This window comes from Nocardiopsis sp. iso_238 (assembly GCF_056173325.1).
The window spans coordinates 27,798-43,631 of sequence record NZ_CM149668.1 but is presented as its reverse complement, the minus strand read 5'-3'; the positions used below and the strand labels follow the sequence as shown (position 1 = coordinate 43,631).

13 protein-coding genes are annotated in these 15,834 nt (G+C 72.8%); 7 read left to right on the top strand and 6 right to left on the bottom strand.

Annotation, left to right across the window (positions count from 1 at the left end; all coding sequences use genetic code 11):
- The first annotated feature begins 126 nt into the window (after positions 1-126).
- Complete coding sequence (locus tag AC0VYL_RS00180; RefSeq protein WP_475481970.1) at positions 127-1,152, top strand: ADP-ribosylglycohydrolase family protein; 1,026 nt, start codon at positions 127-129, stop codon at positions 1,150-1,152.
- A gap of 98 nt (positions 1,153-1,250) precedes the next feature.
- Entirely contained in the window at positions 1,251-1,772 is a 522-nt protein-coding gene (locus AC0VYL_RS00175) for a YbaK/EbsC family protein (protein ID WP_475481969.1), read from the top strand.
- A gap of 210 nt (positions 1,773-1,982) precedes the next feature.
- Here AC0VYL_RS00175 and AC0VYL_RS00170 read toward each other — a convergent pair whose 3' ends face one another.
- On the bottom strand, positions 1,983-2,576 hold the full coding sequence (locus AC0VYL_RS00170; RefSeq protein ID WP_475457597.1) for a class I SAM-dependent methyltransferase: 594 nt from the start codon (positions 2,574-2,576) through the stop codon (positions 1,983-1,985).
- Positions 2,577-2,734: 158 nt separating this feature from the next.
- On the opposite strand from AC0VYL_RS00170, the gene paaZ reads away from it, so the two are divergent.
- The 3 genes from paaZ to AC0VYL_RS00155 all read left to right on the top strand — a co-directional run bounded on the left by paaZ (position 2,735) and on the right by AC0VYL_RS00155 (position 6,241).
- The gene (gene paaZ / locus AC0VYL_RS00165; RefSeq protein WP_475481968.1) at positions 2,735-4,768 is read left to right on the top strand and encodes a phenylacetic acid degradation bifunctional protein PaaZ; all 2,034 of its coding nucleotides are present in this window, start codon (positions 2,735-2,737) and stop codon (positions 4,766-4,768) included.
- A gap of 167 nt (positions 4,769-4,935) precedes the next feature.
- Positions 4,936-5,772 (top strand): alpha/beta fold hydrolase, encoded by an 837-nt coding sequence (locus AC0VYL_RS00160; RefSeq protein ID WP_475457593.1) that lies wholly within the window; start codon positions 4,936-4,938, stop codon positions 5,770-5,772.
- A gap of 52 nt (positions 5,773-5,824) precedes the next feature.
- The gene (locus tag AC0VYL_RS00155) at positions 5,825-6,241 is read left to right on the top strand and encodes an SRPBCC family protein (RefSeq protein WP_475457591.1); all 417 of its coding nucleotides are present in this window, start codon (positions 5,825-5,827) and stop codon (positions 6,239-6,241) included.
- Between the two features lie 51 nt (positions 6,242-6,292).
- Here AC0VYL_RS00155 and AC0VYL_RS00150 read toward each other — a convergent pair whose 3' ends face one another.
- The 3 genes from AC0VYL_RS00150 to pdhA are packed head-to-tail and all read right to left on the bottom strand — an operon-like array spanning position 6,293 to position 9,800.
- On the bottom strand, positions 6,293-7,729 hold the full coding sequence (locus AC0VYL_RS00150; RefSeq protein ID WP_475481967.1) for a dihydrolipoamide acetyltransferase family protein: 1,437 nt from the start codon (positions 7,727-7,729) through the stop codon (positions 6,293-6,295).
- Positions 7,726-8,712: an alpha-ketoacid dehydrogenase subunit beta gene (locus tag AC0VYL_RS00145; protein WP_475457587.1), complete on the bottom strand. Its 987-nt coding sequence runs from the start codon at positions 8,710-8,712 to the stop codon at positions 7,726-7,728. The genes AC0VYL_RS00150 and AC0VYL_RS00145 overlap by 4 nt, the downstream gene beginning before the upstream one ends.
- A gap of 2 nt (positions 8,713-8,714) precedes the next feature.
- Positions 8,715-9,800, bottom strand: a complete 1,086-nt coding sequence (gene pdhA / locus AC0VYL_RS00140; RefSeq protein ID WP_475481966.1) for a pyruvate dehydrogenase (acetyl-transferring) E1 component subunit alpha — start codon at positions 9,798-9,800, stop codon at positions 8,715-8,717.
- Positions 9,801-10,138: 338 nt separating this feature from the next.
- On the opposite strand from pdhA, the gene AC0VYL_RS00135 reads away from it, so the two are divergent.
- Positions 10,139-10,636 carry a phosphoribosyltransferase gene (locus AC0VYL_RS00135; protein ID WP_475457583.1) on the top strand — a complete coding sequence of 166 codons (498 nt, stop codon included), beginning with the start codon at positions 10,139-10,141 and terminating at the stop codon, positions 10,634-10,636.
- A gap of 225 nt (positions 10,637-10,861) precedes the next feature.
- On the opposite strand, the gene AC0VYL_RS00130 is transcribed toward AC0VYL_RS00135, so the two are convergent.
- The gene (locus tag AC0VYL_RS00130) at positions 10,862-12,037 is read right to left on the bottom strand and encodes a DUF418 domain-containing protein (protein ID WP_475483588.1); all 1,176 of its coding nucleotides are present in this window, start codon (positions 12,035-12,037) and stop codon (positions 10,862-10,864) included.
- 177 nt (positions 12,038-12,214) lie between these two features.
- Between AC0VYL_RS00130 and AC0VYL_RS00125 the strand changes: the two genes are divergently transcribed.
- Positions 12,215-12,832: a TetR/AcrR family transcriptional regulator gene (locus tag AC0VYL_RS00125; RefSeq protein ID WP_475457579.1), complete on the top strand. Its 618-nt coding sequence runs from the start codon at positions 12,215-12,217 to the stop codon at positions 12,830-12,832.
- A 114-nt stretch (positions 12,833-12,946) separates the two neighbouring features.
- Here the strand turns inward: AC0VYL_RS00125 and AC0VYL_RS00120 are convergent, their stop codons facing one another.
- On the bottom strand, positions 12,947-15,733 hold the full coding sequence (locus tag AC0VYL_RS00120) for a helix-turn-helix transcriptional regulator (protein ID WP_475481965.1): 2,787 nt from the start codon (positions 15,731-15,733) through the stop codon (positions 12,947-12,949).
- Between the last annotated feature and the right edge of the window lie 101 nt (positions 15,734-15,834).

Genomic DNA, 15,834 nt, shown 5'->3' with positions numbered 1-15,834 from the left:
CGGACAGAAGCACCTGGACCGGGCGCGCGGTGTCAGCTGTCCGAATTCCCGGCCTCCCCGGGCCGGTTCGTGCGTGACCAGCGGAGTAGAGTCGGCCGACACCCCTCTCCCCTCCTGTGAGGCCCCATGAACACCCTTGGCAGCGACCCCGACCGGGACGGCGGAGACCACCGCCGGGACGACCGGGCCACAGGGGTCCTGCTCGGAGCCGCGTGCGGCGACGCGCTCGGCGTGCCCTACGAGTTCGCCGCCCGGCTCTCCGAGAAGGAGGTCCCCGCGATGGTCGGCGGCGGACTGGGCCCCTACGCCCCCGGGGAGTACTCGGACGACACCCAGATGGCGGTGTGCCTCGCGGAGGCGCTCCGGGACCACGACGACCCCCGCTCCGGACCGGCCCTGGAGCAGACCGCCCGCGCCTTCCTCTCCTGGCGCCGCGAGGGCGCCACGGACATCGGCGCGCAGACCGCCCGGGTCCTCGGTGACACCGAACGGGCCCTGGCCGCCGACGACACGGGCAGGACCGGGGCGGCCGAGGAGATGATCCGGCTGTCCGCGCGGATGTTCGGCGCGGGGGAGCGGTGCGCGGGCAACGGGTCGCTGATGCGCACCGCACCGTTGGCCCTGGCGCACCTCGACGACCGCCACCGGCTGGCCGAGACCGCGCGCGTGTACAGCCTGCTCACCCACGGCGACCCCCTCGCCGCCGAGGCCTGCGTGCTGTGGTGCGAGGGGATCCGGGTGGCCGTGCTGGACGGGTCCGACGAGGGACCGCGGGCGGGGCTCGACCTGCTGGAGCCCCACGAACGCGGGATCTGGGCCGGGTACCTGGCCGAGGCCGAGGCCGCCCCGCCCCACGCGTTCGCGCCCAACGGGTTCGTGGTGCGCGCGCTCCAGGCGGCCTGGTCGGCCGTCGTGCGCACCCCCGTGGACGCAGGGGACCCGGACCGGTACGCGGCCCCGGTGCGGGCGGCGGTGCGCGCGGGGGACGACACCGACACCGTGGCGGCGATCGCCGGTGCGCTGGTCGGCGCCCGGTGGGGGCGCTCCGCCATCCCGGAGGAGTACCTGACGGCGGTGCACGGTTGGCCGGGCTACCGTGCGGACGGGCTCGCGCGGCTGGCCGGGGAGATCGTGCGGCGACACGGAGGTTAGGGCCACGGGCGTCCGTTTGCGGCCACGGAGCGGACGTGCGGCATCATGGTGGCGCACGAGAGCGGGAACGTGAATCGGTACGGGAACGGGGAGCGGCCATGGCGGAGCGAATCGACTGGGTGCCTGCACACGATCACCCGGAGCTGACGGCCGATCCGGTGCGCGAGGCCATCGCGCCCTTCGACGGTTCGGTGCGGGCCGCGGCGATCGACCCCACGCTGGCGGACACCGCCGAGTTCTGCGAGGCCTACGGGCTGTCCCTGGAGACCAGCGCGAACTGCGTGGTTCTGTCCGCGAAGCGGGGCGGCGAGGTGACGTACGCGGCGTGCATGGTGCTGGCCACGGATCGGGCCGACGTCAACGGGGTGCTGCGCAGACACCTGGGGGCGCGGAAGGCGTCGTTCGCGCCGATGGACGAGGCGACCGGGCTGACCGGGATGGAGTACGGGGGGATCACCCCGTTCGGGTTGCCCCGGGGGTGGCCGGTCCTGGTCGACAAGCGGGTGTACGACACCCCGTGGGTGGTGGTGGGCAGCGGCCTGCGCCGCTCGAAGCTGCGTGTTCCCGGCCCGTTGCTGGCCGAACTGCCGGGTGCCGAAGTGCTGTCGCTGACCCGCTAGGGGCGGTGGACTCCGTCCGGCCGAGGCCCGCCGCGCGTCGATTTGTCGACAAATCCACGAGTGGTTAAGGCGGGTTTCGGAACGGGGACGGGCCCGGCACTAAGTGCCTGGTCTGGGGACATACCCGTTCGCGGCCAACAGGCTGTCCGGAAGTGCCCGCGTTCCCCCGCGCGACCGCACGCGCCCCTCCGACCGACCACCCACCCCTTCCTAGGAGACGGGGTAGCGCAGCCGGTACCACTGGGGCGCGGTGCGGTTCATGGGGAAGCCGAGTCCCCTCCGGGGGGCGTCCTCCACGTCGAGGAGGTCCCACCCGGGGAACGCCTCCAGGACCTCGGACCGGGACACCCCGCCCACCATCCTGCGATAGATCGACGGCCCGAACTCCAGCATGATCAGGGTCGCCCCCGGCGCGGCGAGCGCCGTCACACTGCGCCCCTGCGCCGCCCGCTGTTCGGCGTCGAAGCCCTGGAAGCAGCCGATGTCGATGAACAGGTCGAAGAGCCCCAGGTCGGGGGAGAGGTCGGTGGCGTCCCCGACGCGGTAGCTCACCTCGGCGGGCCCCTGGCGACGGGCCGCCTCGACGGCGGCGGGGACCAGGTCGACCCCGGTGACGTCCCAGCCCTGGTCGGCCAGCTCCGGGGTGAACCTCCCCCGGCCGCATCCGATGTCCAACGCCCGGCCCGGGCCGCCCCGCTCCTCGGCCTCGCGGTCGAGGAAGGAACGGAACCGCACCATGGCCACGGGTCCGTAGCGCTCCCACGGGGTGACGCCGAGACGGTACATCCGCGCGTAGTTGGTCATGGCTCCACGGTAAGCCCGGGTGCCCGACGTGGCCAGGCGCCTCGGTGCCGCCGGTGAAATCGCTGGTGGGGCGTTGTTCGGCTGGTCAGAGCCTATTTACTGACCGATCGGTCTGTAATACTGTTCGCTCAGGCCCACACCGAGGAGAGGACCGTCACGTGTCCGAAGTACTGGAGAGCTACGCACAGGGATCGTGGTTCACCCCCGCGGACGAGGGTGCCCCCCTGGCCGACGCGAACACCGGCGAGACCGTCGCGCGGATCTCGACGCGGGGCCCCGACGTCGCCGCGATGGTCGAGTACGCACGTGAGGTCGGCGGCCCCGCGCTGCGCCAGCTCACCTTCCACCAGCGGGCGAACATCCTCAAGGAGCTCGCCAAGCACCTGATGGGGTACAAGGACGAGTTCTACGCCCTCTCCCACCGCACCGGCGCCACCAAGCGCGACACCGTGGTCGACGTCGACGGCGGCTTCGGCACGCTCTTCAGCTTCTCCAGCAAGGGCCGCCGCGAACTCCCCAACTCGACGGTCATCCTGGACGGCCCGCTCGAACCGCTGGGCAAGGGCGGCACCTTCGTCGCGCAGCACGTGTTCACCTCGCGTCCCGGCGTCGCGGTGCAGATCAACGCCTTCAACTTCCCCGTCTGGGGCATGCTGGAGAAGCTCGCCCCGGCCTTCCTGGCGGGCCTTCCGAGCATCGTCAAGCCCGCCGGCCAGACCGCGTACCTGACCGTCGCGGTCGTCCGGCGGATGGTCGAGTCGGGGCTGCTGCCCGAGGGCTCCCTCCAGCTGCTGGTCGGCAGCCACCGGGGCCTGCTCGACGCCCTGGGCCCCCAGGACATCGTGGGCTTCACCGGCTCGGCGGCCACCGGCGCCCTGCTCCGGGAGCACCCGAACGTGGTCCGTGGCGGGGTGCGGCTCAACGTCGAGGCCGACTCGCTGAACTGCTCGATCCTCGGCCCCGACGTGGGCGTGGACGACCCCGAGTTCGACCTGTACGTCAAGCAGGTCGTGGCGGAGATGACCGTCAAGGCGGGCCAGAAGTGCACCGCCATCCGCCGGGTGATCGTGCCCGCCGCGATGGCCGACGCCGTCACCGGGGCCCTGACCGACCGCCTGTCCAGGGTCGTCGTGGGCGCCCCCGACCACCCCGACGCCCGCATGGGCGCCCTGGTCTCGCTCGCCCAGCGCGAGGAGGTCCGCAAGGCCGTCCGGACCCTGCGCACCTCCAGTGAGCTGGTGTTCGGTGACCCCGACCGGGTCGAGGTGACCGGCGCCGACGACGCCACCGGCGCGTTCATGTCACCGATCCTGCTCCGTGCCGCCCCCGGCGCGAAGGAGCCCCACGACGTCGAGGCGTTCGGTCCGGTCAGCACGATCATCACCTACGACTCGGTCGCCGAGGCCGTGGAACTGGCCGCGCGCGGCCAGGGCAGCCTGGTGGGTTCGCTGGTCACCCACGACGAGGACGTGGCCCGCGAGGTCGTCCTGGGCGTCGCCCCCTGGCACGGCCGCCTCCTGGTGCTCGACCGGGACGACGCCAAGGAGTCCACCGGCCACGGTTCCCCCATGCCGGTCCTGGTGCACGGCGGCCCCGGCCGCGCGGGCGGCGGCGAGGAGATGGGCGGTGTACGCGGCGTCAAGCACCACATGCAGCGCACCGCCGTCCAGGGCTCCCCGGACATGCTCACGGCGATCACCGGCCACTGGACGACCGGTTCGCGCCGGGCCGTCGGTGCGACGCACCCGTTCCGCAAGGACCTCGGTGAACTGCGGATCGGTGACACCATCGAGTCGGCGGAGCGCAGGGTCACCCGCGCGGACATCGACCACTTCGCGGAGTTCACCGGCGACACCTTCTACGCGCACACCGACGAGGAGGCGGCCGCCGCCAACCCGTTGTTCGGCGGGATCGTGGCGCACGGCTACCTGGTGGTCTCGCTGGCCGCCGGGCTGTTCGTGGACCCGGCCCCGGGTCCGGTGCTCGCCAACTTCGGCGTGGACAACCTGCGCTTCCTCACCCCGGTGAAGGAGGACGCGGTGATCCGGGTGACGCTGACCGCCAAGCAGATCACGCCGCGCACCAACGCCGAGTACGGCGAGGTCCGCTGGGACGCCCTCGTCACCGACCAGGACGGCGAGCCGGTCGCCACCTACGACGTCCTCACCCTGGTGGCCAAGGGCGAGGAGTAGGACCGGCCCGCGTGTCGATCCGTCTCCCTGTCGACGAACCGACGGGGAGACGGGTCGGCACCGGGATCCGGACCCGGGGCATAACCCTGGTTTATGTTCCCGAGATACGTGTCTTCCTAGGGTGAGTGGAGCGTGAACACCGAGGTTCCGACACGGGCAGGGGCGACATGGGACGCATCACCGTCGACGCCGAGAACAGTGATCCGGTCGAGTTGTACTACGAGGACCAGGGGAGCGGCCAGCCGGTCGTCCTCATCCACGGGTACCCGCTCGACGGACGATCCTGGGAGCGGCAGACCGCCGTGCTCCTCGACTCCGGGTACCGGGTCATCACCTACGACCGCAGGGGGTTCGGCCAGTCGTCGCACCCCGCCGACGGGTACGACTACGACACCTTCGCCGCCGACCTGAGGACCGTCCTGGAGACCCTGGACCTCCACGACGCGGTGCTCGTCGGGTTCTCCATGGGTACCGGAGAGGTCGCCCGCTACCTGGGCTCCTACGGCTCCGACCGCGTCACGAGGGCGGTCTTCCTCGGTTCGCTCCAGCCCTTCCTGCTCCAGACCGACGACAACCCCGGCGGCGCGGCCCCGCGCGAGTTCTTCGAGGACATCGTCGCCCAGGTCAGGGCCGACCGCTACGCCTACTTCACCGCGTTCCTGGAGGGCTTCTACAACCTGGACGAGACCCTGGGGGACCGGATCAGCGAGGAGGCCGTGCACAACAGCTGGAACAGCGCGGCGAACTCCGGGCCGGTGGCGTCCGCCGCCTGCCCGCTGACCTGGATCACCGACTTCCGCGAGGACGTGCCGAGGATCGACGTGCCCGCGCTGATCGTGCACGGCACCGGTGACCGCATCCTGCCGGTGGACGCCACGGGGCGCCGGTTCGCGGAGCTGCTGCCCTCGGCCGAGTACGTGGAGCTCGAAGGGGCCCCGCACGGCCTGCTGTGGACCCACGCGGACGAGGTCAACCAGGTGCTGCTGCGTTTCCTGGCCACCTGACGTGGGAGGACGCGACCGGAGCGTCCGTCCTCGGCGCACCACCAAGCTGCGTGTGACCGAGGACTTCGACGCACCGCCGGAGCGGGTGTTCGCCCTGACCCTCAGCGAGGAGGGCTTCGTGGACGCGATGCCCCCGGGCGTGGAGGTGCTGGGCTGGCCCGAGCGGTTCGGTGAGGGGGAGGTCCTGGACCTGCGCTGGGGCGTGGCCGGGGTCCACCCCGTGCGCTGGGTCGCGGTCATCGACGCCTACGAGGAGGGCCGTTCCTTCAGCGACCTCCAGGTGCGCGGACCGTTCCGTTACTGGCGGCACACCCACACGGTGGAACCGTACGGCGGGGGCACGCGCCACACCGACCTGGTGGAGATCAGCACCGGACTGGGTCCGGCGGGCGACCTCGCCGCCGCGATCGGCGTCCGCGGGGCCTTCGGGCCGAGACTGAACCGCATGCGCGCCGCCCTGGAAGGGTGAACGTGAGAGCGCCCCGGAGGTGCCGACTCCTCCGGGGCGCTGGTTCCGGGCCTACAGGCGGGCGATCGCCCTCGCCGGGTTCTCCATGGCGTCGGCGACGACGCGCATGAACCCGGCCGCCGCGCCGCCGTCACAGACCCGGTGGTCGAAGGCGAACGACAGCTGGGTGATTTTGCGGACCGTCAGCTCCCCGTCCACCACCCAGGGCCGGTCGATGATCCGGCCGAGGCCGAGGATCGCGACCTGCGGGTGGTTGATGATCGCCGCGCTGCCGTCCACGCGGAGCGCGCCGTAGTTGTTCAGTGTGAACGTGCCGCCGGTGAGCTGGGCGGGGGTGGCCCGACCCTCGCGGGCCATCTCGGTGAGCTCCCTGATCCCGGCGTCCAGCTCGGTGGTGGTGAGCCCGTGGGCGCCCATCACCGCCGGGGCGACCAGGCCCCGGTCGGTCTGCACGGCCAGGCCGAGGTTGACCCCGTCGTACTGGACGAGTTCCTCGCGTTCGGTGTCCACCCGGCCGTTGAGCTCCGGGTACGCGCGCAGGCCCGCGAGCACGAACCGGGCCACGTAGGCGAGCAGGCCGGGGCCGTCGGGGTCGGACTGACGCAGGCGCACCAGCTCGGTGGCGTCCACGTCGACCCACACGGTGGCCTCGGGGATCTCGGCCCGGCTGCGGGAGAGCGCGGCCGCGACCGTCCTGCGGAAGGTGCCCATCGGGACCCGCCGGGACTCGGTGAGTCCGGTGCGGGAGTCGACGGCGCCGGGGGCAACCGGCGCCGGGGCGGTGACCGGGGCCGCCTGGGAGGGGACCGCGATCGGGGCGGACGGGGCCGGAGCGGTGTTGGCACCGGCCGCCTCGATCGCGGAGCGTACGTCGCGGCGGGTGATCAGGCCACCCGGACCGCTGCCCTGGACGTCCGCCACGCGCAGCCCGGCCTCGCGGGCCAGCTGACGGACCAGGGGCGAGGTCACCAGTGGCACCCGGCGTGCCGGGGCCGCCTGGATGGGTGTCACCGAGGCCACGGGGGCGGCTGGCCGTGCGGCCTCCGCCGGGCGGTGGCGCGGTCGTCGGCGGCGCCCGGTGCCGGTGGACTCGGGGGTGCCGTAGCCGATCAGGACGTTGCCCGAGCCCGCGCGCTCCTCCTGCCGGTAGCGCTCACCGGCGGTGTCAGCGGAGTCGGCGGTGTCGGCGGGTGCGGACTCCGTCACCGGTGCCTCGGGAACCGGGACCTCCGCGACCGGGGCCGCCTCCGCCACACCGACGCTGATCAGCGGTTTCCCGACCGCCAGCACCTCGCCCTCCTGTCCGTGCAGGACGGTGACCGTCCCGGCGAACGGCGAGGGGACCTCGACGATGGACTTGGCTGTCTCCACCTCCGCGACGGGCTGGTCGAGGTCGACGGTGTCGCCCACGGCGACCAGCCACTTCACGACCTCGGCCTCGGTGAGACCCTCCCCGAGGTCGGGGAGGTCGAACGTACGGGTCGTCACTGGTCCTCCCACTGAAGGTCGTCGACGGCGTCCAGGATCCGGTCCACGCCGGGCAGCTGGAAACGCTCCAGCTTGGGCGGGGGGAAGGGGATGTCGAAGCCGGTCACCCGGCGGACCGGGGCGGCCAGCGAGTGGAAGCAGCGTTCGGTGACGCGGGCGACGATCTCCGAGGCGACGCTGGCGAACCCGCTGGCCTCGGCGACCACCACGGCGCGGCCGGTGGAACGGACCGCCGCGCACACGGTCTCGTCGTCGAAGGGGACGATCGAGCGCACGTCCACCACCTGGAGGCTGCGGCCCTCCTGGGAGGCGGCCTCTGCGGCCTCCATCGCGGTGGACACGGCGGGGCCGTAGGCGATCAGGGTGGCGTCGGTCCCCTCACGGCGGACCACGGCGTGCCCGATCCCGGGGGCGGGGCGGTCGACGTCGACCTCGTCCTTGGCCCAGTAGAGCTTCTTCGGCTCCATGAAGACCACGGGGTCAGGGGAGGCGACGGCCTCGCGCAGCAGGTGGTAGGCGTCCTCGGGGGTGGCCGGGGTGACGACCTTCAGGCCGGGGGTGTGCGCGTAGTAGGCCTCGGAGGAGTCGCAGTGGTGCTCCACCCCGCCGATGCCCCCCGCGTAGGGGACACGGATGACGATGGGCAGGCCGACCCGGCCCCGGGTGCGGTTGCGGGTCTTGGCGACGTGGCTGACGATCTGCTCGAAGGCCGGGTAGGCGAAGGCGTCGAACTGCATCTCGACCACCGGGCGCATGCCGTTCATCGCCATGCCCACGGCCATGCCGACGATCCCGGACTCCGCGAGCGGGGTGTCGAAGCAGCGGTCCTCACCGAACTCGGCGGTCAGGCCGTCGGTGATGCGGAAGACGCCGCCGAGGGGGCCCACGTCCTCACCGAAGACGTACACGGAGGGGTCCTCCGCGAGGGAGTCGCGCAGCGCCCGGTTGAGCGCCTGCGCCATGGAGAGCTTCTCGGTCGCCATGCTCAGTGGCCCTCTCTGCTCAGTTCGTCGGCCAGGAAGGCGGCCTGCTCGGTCAGCTGCGGGGTGGGGGCGGCGAACACGTGCGCGAACAGGTCGGCGGGGTCGGGCTCGACGTCCTGGTTGACGCCCTCACGCATGTGGGCGGCGACCGCCTCGGCCCTCTCCGCGATCTCCGCCTTCCTGGCCTTCGTGAGCACCCTCTTCCTCTTGAGGAAGGCCTCCATGCGCAGCAGCGGGTCGCGGGCCACCCAGGGGTCGACCTCGGCCTCGCTGCGGTAGCGGCTGGCGTCGTCGGCGTTGGTGTGCGCCTGCATCCGGTAGGTGTGCGCCTCGACCAGCTGCGGGCCACCGCCGGAACGGGCGGTCGCGACGGCGCGGTCCAGGACGGCGAGGACGGCGGCGGCGTCGTTGCCGTCCACGCGTTCGCCGTTGACGCCGTAGCCGACGCCCTTGTGGGCGAGGGAGGGGGCGGCGCTCTGCCGGGCCAGGGGCACGGAGATCGCGTACTCGTTGTTCTGCACGAAGAACACGACCGGTGCCTTGAAGACGGCGGCGAAGTTCAGGGCCTCGTGGAAGTCGCCCTCGCTGGTGGCGCCGTCGCCGCACAGCGCCATGACCACGGTGTCCTCGCCGCGCAGGCGGGCCGCGTGGGCGACGCCGACGGCGTGCAGGAGCTGGGTGGCGAGCGGGGTGGCCTGGGGTGCGACGCGGTGGGCGTAGGGGTCGTATCCCGCGTGCCAGTCGCCCTTGAGGAGGGTGAGGACCTCGACGGGGTCCACGCCGCGCGCGATGACGGCGGCGGTGTCGCGGTAGGTCGGGAAGAGCCAGTCGCCGTCGGCCAGCGCGAGCGCGGCGCCGGTCTGGCAGGCCTCCTGGCCGTGGGAGGAGGGGTAGACGGCGAGGCGGCCCTGGCGGACGAGGGCGCTGGCCTGGTCGTTGACGCGGCGGCCGATCACCAGGGAGGTGTAGGCCTCCAGGAGGCGCTGGGTGCCGGGCATCCGCAGGTCGGCGCCGTCGACCGGGACTCCGGACTCGTCGAGCAGTCGGACGGGCTGCTCGGAGGGGAGTAGGCCCTGGTGTCCAGCCATGCTGCAACCTCCTGTTTCACGCAGGGTTCGCGGAAGATCTGTACAGGGCCATGGTGCTGTTCACGACCATCTGTTCGCTACAAACCAGGAGGAATCGAGAAAATGTCGCGAAAGTTCCCATACTTCGCGTCAGTCCGTCCAGGAATGTGACCCGGGACACCTGCCCCCGTGGACATGTGGCCCACGCCTCACGGTCCGGTGACCCTCGCCGCGTGGACGCCCCGAGCCATCGCCGGGGTGCCCCGGCGTCGTTAGCATGTAGCGGTGCCGCGATCGCCCTGACCTGCGATGCGCCGGGCGCACACCACACCAGCGGGAACACCAGGGGGAACCAGACCGTGAGCGACGAGCGCGAGAACCTGAGCTATGAGCTGTTCGGCACCGCGATGCGCGAGATGGCCCAGGCGATCGCGGACGACGGGTACGAACCGGACATCATCCTGTCCATCGCCCGGGGCGGCCTGTTCGTCGCAGGCGGGCTCGGGTACGCCCTCGACGTCAAGAACCTCCACGTCATGAACGTGGAGTTCTACACGGGTGTGGGCACCACCCTGGACATGCCGGTCATGCTGCCGCCGGTGCCCAACGTGGTCGACCTGAGCAAGAAGAAGGTCCTGGTCGCCGACGACGTCGCCGACACCGGCAAGACGCTCAAGCTGGTGCACGACTTCTGCGCCGAACACACCGCCGAGGTGCGCAGCGCGGTCATCTACGAGAAGCCGCAGTCCCTGGTCAAGTGCGAGTACGTGTGGAAGCACACCGACCGCTGGATCAACTTCCCGTGGTCGGTGGAGCCGCCCGTGGTGCGGCGCGAGAACCAGGTGCGCGACGCCTGACCCCTTCCACGAACGACTCCGGCCCCGGGGCCGGAGTCGTTCGTGGAAGAAGCGGGAGACGCCCACGGGTGTTTCACGTGAAACACCCGCCTCTGGGCCGCACCACGTGGACAGCGTGGTGACATGTCGGTGGGTCGACCTGACGACGAAGCACCAGATCGACATGTCGACGCCGGTGGGACCGCGAGCTGGATGACGGGAGCACGGTCACGGGTCCGCGGAACGTCACCCGCCGGTCATGCGCTCCCCGTCCGCCGACGGTGACCCGGAGGTCGGGCCGTCGGACGGTTCGGCACCGACGGGGACGGACTCCGGGGCTCCACGGCCCGCCTGGCCGTAGGCCATCCGGCGCAGGAAGGTCTCGGCCGGACCACTGACGCCGAACCGGCCCATGATCGCGGCGACCACCACGGTGACCGCCCAGACCCCGGCGCCGAGCAGCACCGACTGGGCGTCGTCCAGACGCGTGGCCAGGTTGAGCGTGTACGGCATGAACAGCGCGAGCCACGCCACGGACTGGAGGAGATAGCAGGTCATGGACCGCTGTCCGGTGGCGGCGAGCGCACTCACGACCGGCCCGCGGCGATCACCGAGGGCCACCGCCACCAGGGCGATCAGGGCCGCGTAGCCGAAGCCGCCCGCGTACCCGGACAGGACGTGCAGCCACTTGGCGCCCACCTGGAGGACGGAGTCCGGCGACCAGACCTGGATCAGCACCAGCATCTGCGGGACGGCGCCCAGCACGGCGAGCGGGACACCGATCCCCGCGATCCGCCGCAGGAACGGGAGGTGCCGCTCGGGTTCCTCCAGGAGTCGGCGGCGGGCCGCCCAGATCCCCACGGTGAAGGGGAACAGGGAGATGGGCAGCATCAGCATGACGATCACCGGCCAGCTCCCGAGCCGGATGAACGGGTCCATGAGCGGGGTGACCTCCATGGCCATCTCCTGCTGGGCCCCGGAGGCGGAGAGCACGGCCTCGGCGGCCGAGTACAGCAGGCTGCCGAGGGACATCCAGACGAGACCGTGGGCGAGCAGGCGGCGGTCACCCAACTGGAGCAGCCCGGCGAACAGCAGCGCGATGAGCCCGTACACGGCGATGACGTCGCCGTGGAAGATCAGGACGGTGTGCAGCAGACCGATGACGATCATCCACCGGCCCCGTCTGCGTAGCAGGGAGCGGACCCAGGGCCACTGCCGTCCCTCGGCGGTGCGGCGGAGGTGGATCCGCGCGACGCCGTAGCCGAACAGCGCCGCGAACATCGGGTAGCCGCGCGACTCCGCGAAGAGCGTCATGAAGCCGGTGACCGCGACGTCCAGGGTTCCTGCCAGGCTGAAAACCTCGCCTCCCGTCGCGAACTGCCGGAACATATGGGCGTGCACGGTGGCGATGACCAGGAGCATGAGGCCCCTGGCGAGGTCGGGGGCGAGCGAACGTCGGCCGGTTCCCGCCGGGGTGGGCGGCCGATCCGAAGAGGGGGTGGATGGCACCGGGGACTCCCGTTCTCACTAGCCAATATTGGATACGATTGCGTATCTAAGAAAATAAGATACAGCCCCGTGTCTTATGAACGGACGGACATGACTGACCAGATGCGGCCAGCCGCCAGGACCACCCGAAGGCGCGGGCAGGAGCTCGTCGACGCCATCCACAGGGCCGTGATCGCGGAGACCGCCGAGACCGGTGTCTCCGGCCTGAGCATGGAGGGGGTCGCCCGCCGCGCCGGGACCGCCAAGACGTCGCTCTACCGCCGCTGGGCCTCACCGGAGGACATCCTGGTGGAAGCGGTCCTGCACCGGTATCCGCAGGAGAGCCCGACCCCCGAGGGGGGCGACCTCCGCGAGGACCTCCTGCGAGCACTGGGGCTCTTCCGCGACCTCATGGGCGAGGCCACACTGGGACGGGCGCTCATGGCCGTGTTCGCCGAGGGCCTGCGCCGTCCCGAACTCTTCCGGCGCATGACGACGGACGTGTACGAACCGCGTGGAGGGCGCTTCACCAGGACCGTGCTGGAGCACTACGCCGCCCGAGGAGAGGTCGATCCCGCCCGGGTCACCGACGTCACCACCGATATCGGAGAGGCCATGATGATCAAGTACTGCGCGGACAACCCCGGTGAGCTCCCGTCGTCGGACCACCTGGCGAGGATCGTCGACGAGGTCATCCTGCCCGCGGTCGGCCGGACCCCGGAACGGTAGCGACGGGCGCCGGGCGCGGGAGGGGCACCGGAACGTGCCGACGAGCCGACATCTCGACCGGTGGACCCGCCGGCTCCGCCGGTCACGCCCGCCACAACCGCCCGACGTCGGGCGTCACGGACCGACCAGGCGGGAGAGCTCCACCCGGGAGCGGATGCCGAGCCGGCTGTAGATGTTGCGCAGGTGGTGGTCGACCGTGCGGGTGCTCAGGAAGAGCCGCGCGGCGACCTCCCGGTTGGTGGCCCCGTCCGCCACGTGCCGGGCGATCCGCAGCTGTTGCGGGCTGAGCAGGTCCACCCCGGCGGCCTCGCGCGCCGCCGTGCTGCCGCGTGCGGCGCGCAGCTCCTCCCGGGCCTGGCGCGCCCACGGACGGGCACCCAGCCGGTCGAAGACCTCCATCGCCGTGTGCAGGTGTTCGCGTGCCCGCCCCGGGTGCCGGGAGCGACGCAGGTGCCCGCCGTACAGCAGCCGGGTGCGGGCCTCCTCGAAGTCGCAGTACCCGGAGGCGTGCAGGTCCAGCGCGCTCTCGAAGTACCGGGTGGCCTCCTCGCCCTCCGTGAGCAGCCCCCGGCAGCGCATGACCTGGGCCCGCGCGGTGTCCTGACCGGTGGCCTCCGCCCAGCTGGCGAAGGTCTCCACCGCCTCGCCCACGCGCACCGCGACCCCACCGCGCACCGACGCCTCCACCAGATGCGGGGTGATCAGCAGCCGCACCGCCGCGTGGCCGCTGCCCGGCCCGGAACGCGCCAGCGCGCGCAGCCGCATCGCCGCCTCCGAGGTGCGCCCGGAGCCGAGGTCGAGCAGGGCCAGCGCCCAGGCCGCCAGCCCGGCGGGCAGCCCCACGTCGTGCTCACCGGCCCGCGCCAGCGCGGTTCCGGCGTGCTCCCGGCACGCGTCCTCGTCCCCCCGGATCGCGGCGACGAAGGCGAGCGCGCCCCGGTGGTGGCTCGCGCAGTTGTCCTGACCGGACTCCAGGGAGACCCGCAGCCCCTCGACGGCGCTGCCCTCCGCCAGGGACAGCCGACCGAACCACATCTCCGCGTAGGTCAGGAACTCCAGGATTTGCGGGACCAGCGTGAGCGCCCCGGTGCGGCGGGCCGCCGACGCCGCCCGACCGGCCAGGGCACGCGTGCGCACGTGGTCGCCGCGGAGCAGCCCCGCGATCACGCCCAGCACGAGCGCCTGCGGGTCACCGATCCGGTCGGCGGTCTCCACGGCCCGTTCCAGGAGCACGGCGCCCTCCCGGTGACGCCCCTGGAACATGGCGGCCTTGCCGGTCATGTAGTCGAGGACCAGCCGGTCCCACGGCCGACCGGTGCCGTCCCGGTCCCCGGGCGGCTCGGCCACGAGGTCACGGGCCCGGCGCGCGGTGGCGAAGAAGCGTTCGTGGTCACCGGACAGGCAGCTGGCCTCACCCGCCTGGAGCAGGACCCGCAGCGCCGCGCCGGGATCGCTCAGGGCCAACCGGTCGGCGGCGGGGCCCAGGAGCTGGAAGGCGTCGATGGCCACGCCGGAGCGCAGGTCCATCTCGGCCCGGAGGAGGTCGGCGCGTACCTGGACGGTGTGCGCCCCGACGGCGCGGCCCGGACCCTCCTGGGCCGGGCGCACCCTCGCGAGGACCCGTCTGGCCCGCTCCGGGTCACCCGACAGCCAGGCGGAGCGCGCGGCGTCGGTCAGGCGCAGCCCCCGGAGGGCGGGGTCGGGGGTCAGCCGGGCGGCGTGTTCGTGGAGCAGGGAGGCGGGCGCGTGCCCGCCCCGCTCGACGGCGCGGCGCGCCTCCTCGTGGAGGGCGGCGGCGAGGCGTTCGTCGGGGGCGCCTCCGGCCAGGGCGCGGTGCCAGACGGCGCGTCCGGTGTCACCGGCGGCCTCGTGCGCGCGGGCCAGGTCCTGGTGGGCGGAGCGCCGCTCGGCGGGGGAGGCGCGGTGGTAGGCGGCGGAGCGGGCCAGCGGATGAGCGAGGTCCGTCCGCGCCCCGGTGTCGGTGAGCAGCCCGGCGCGGCGCGCGGGTTCGAGCGGGTCCGGTTCGGCGGGGTCGGGGTCCGGGGCGTGCGCATCGGCCGCGACCCGCACGAGGGCGCGCCGGGTGGCCCGGGGGAGTCGGGCGAGGGCGGCGGCGAAGGCGTCGGTGAGCTCACCCCGGGAGCGCGGCGGCTGGTCGAGGGCGACGGCCCCGGAGCGCTGTTCGGGGCCGGTCCCCTCCAGCAGTTCCAGGGCGGCGCGGGGGTTGCCCTCGGCGGCTCGGGCGAGGGCTCCCGCCACCGGCGCGGCCGGTTTCTCCCGGTCCGGCTCTCCGCGAGCGTCGGAGAGCAGCTCCAGGACCGCCTCCTCGGGCAGGGGCGGCAGCCGGAGCACGGGGATCCCGGTGAGCCGGTCGGGGTCGCCGTCCCGGGAGCTGAGCAGGACCGCCGCCCCGTCGTGGGTGAGACGCCGGGCGGCGAAGGCCACGGTCTCCCGGGAGGGCGCGTCGAGCAGGTGGAAGTCGTCCACGCAGAGCAGGAGCGGGCTCTGCGCGGCGACCTCGGAGAACAGCCCGAGGACCGCGTTGGCCAGCGGGAAGGCCTCGCCGGGGTCTCCGGTGTCCAGGGCGCGGGTGAGTGTCTCGCGCTGGGCGCGCCGCAGGCGCGGGAGGTGGGGGAGCGCGGGGCGCAGGAGCTGGTGCAGCCCCGCCAGGGGGAGCCGTTCCTCGCCCGGGGCGGCCCGGGCACGGAGCACGGTGAAGCCGCGGGCCTCGTCTGCGGCGCGCTCCACCAGGGCGGTCCGGCCCGCGCCGGGGGGACCCGTCACGAGCAGGCCGCCGCCGCGTCCCGAGCGGGCGGCGTCGAGCAGGCGTCGGACGGTGAGCAGTTCGCGGTCGCGGCCGTGGAGGGGCATCGGGCGTGTGAGCGGGTTCACGCTGATCACCCCCTCAAGTTACTCGCCGGTTAAGTCCGAGTAAAGGGACCGGCGATTCAGCCGATGCGCTCCATGTGACCGGGGGCACACAATCGGTTCCCCGCTTCCCC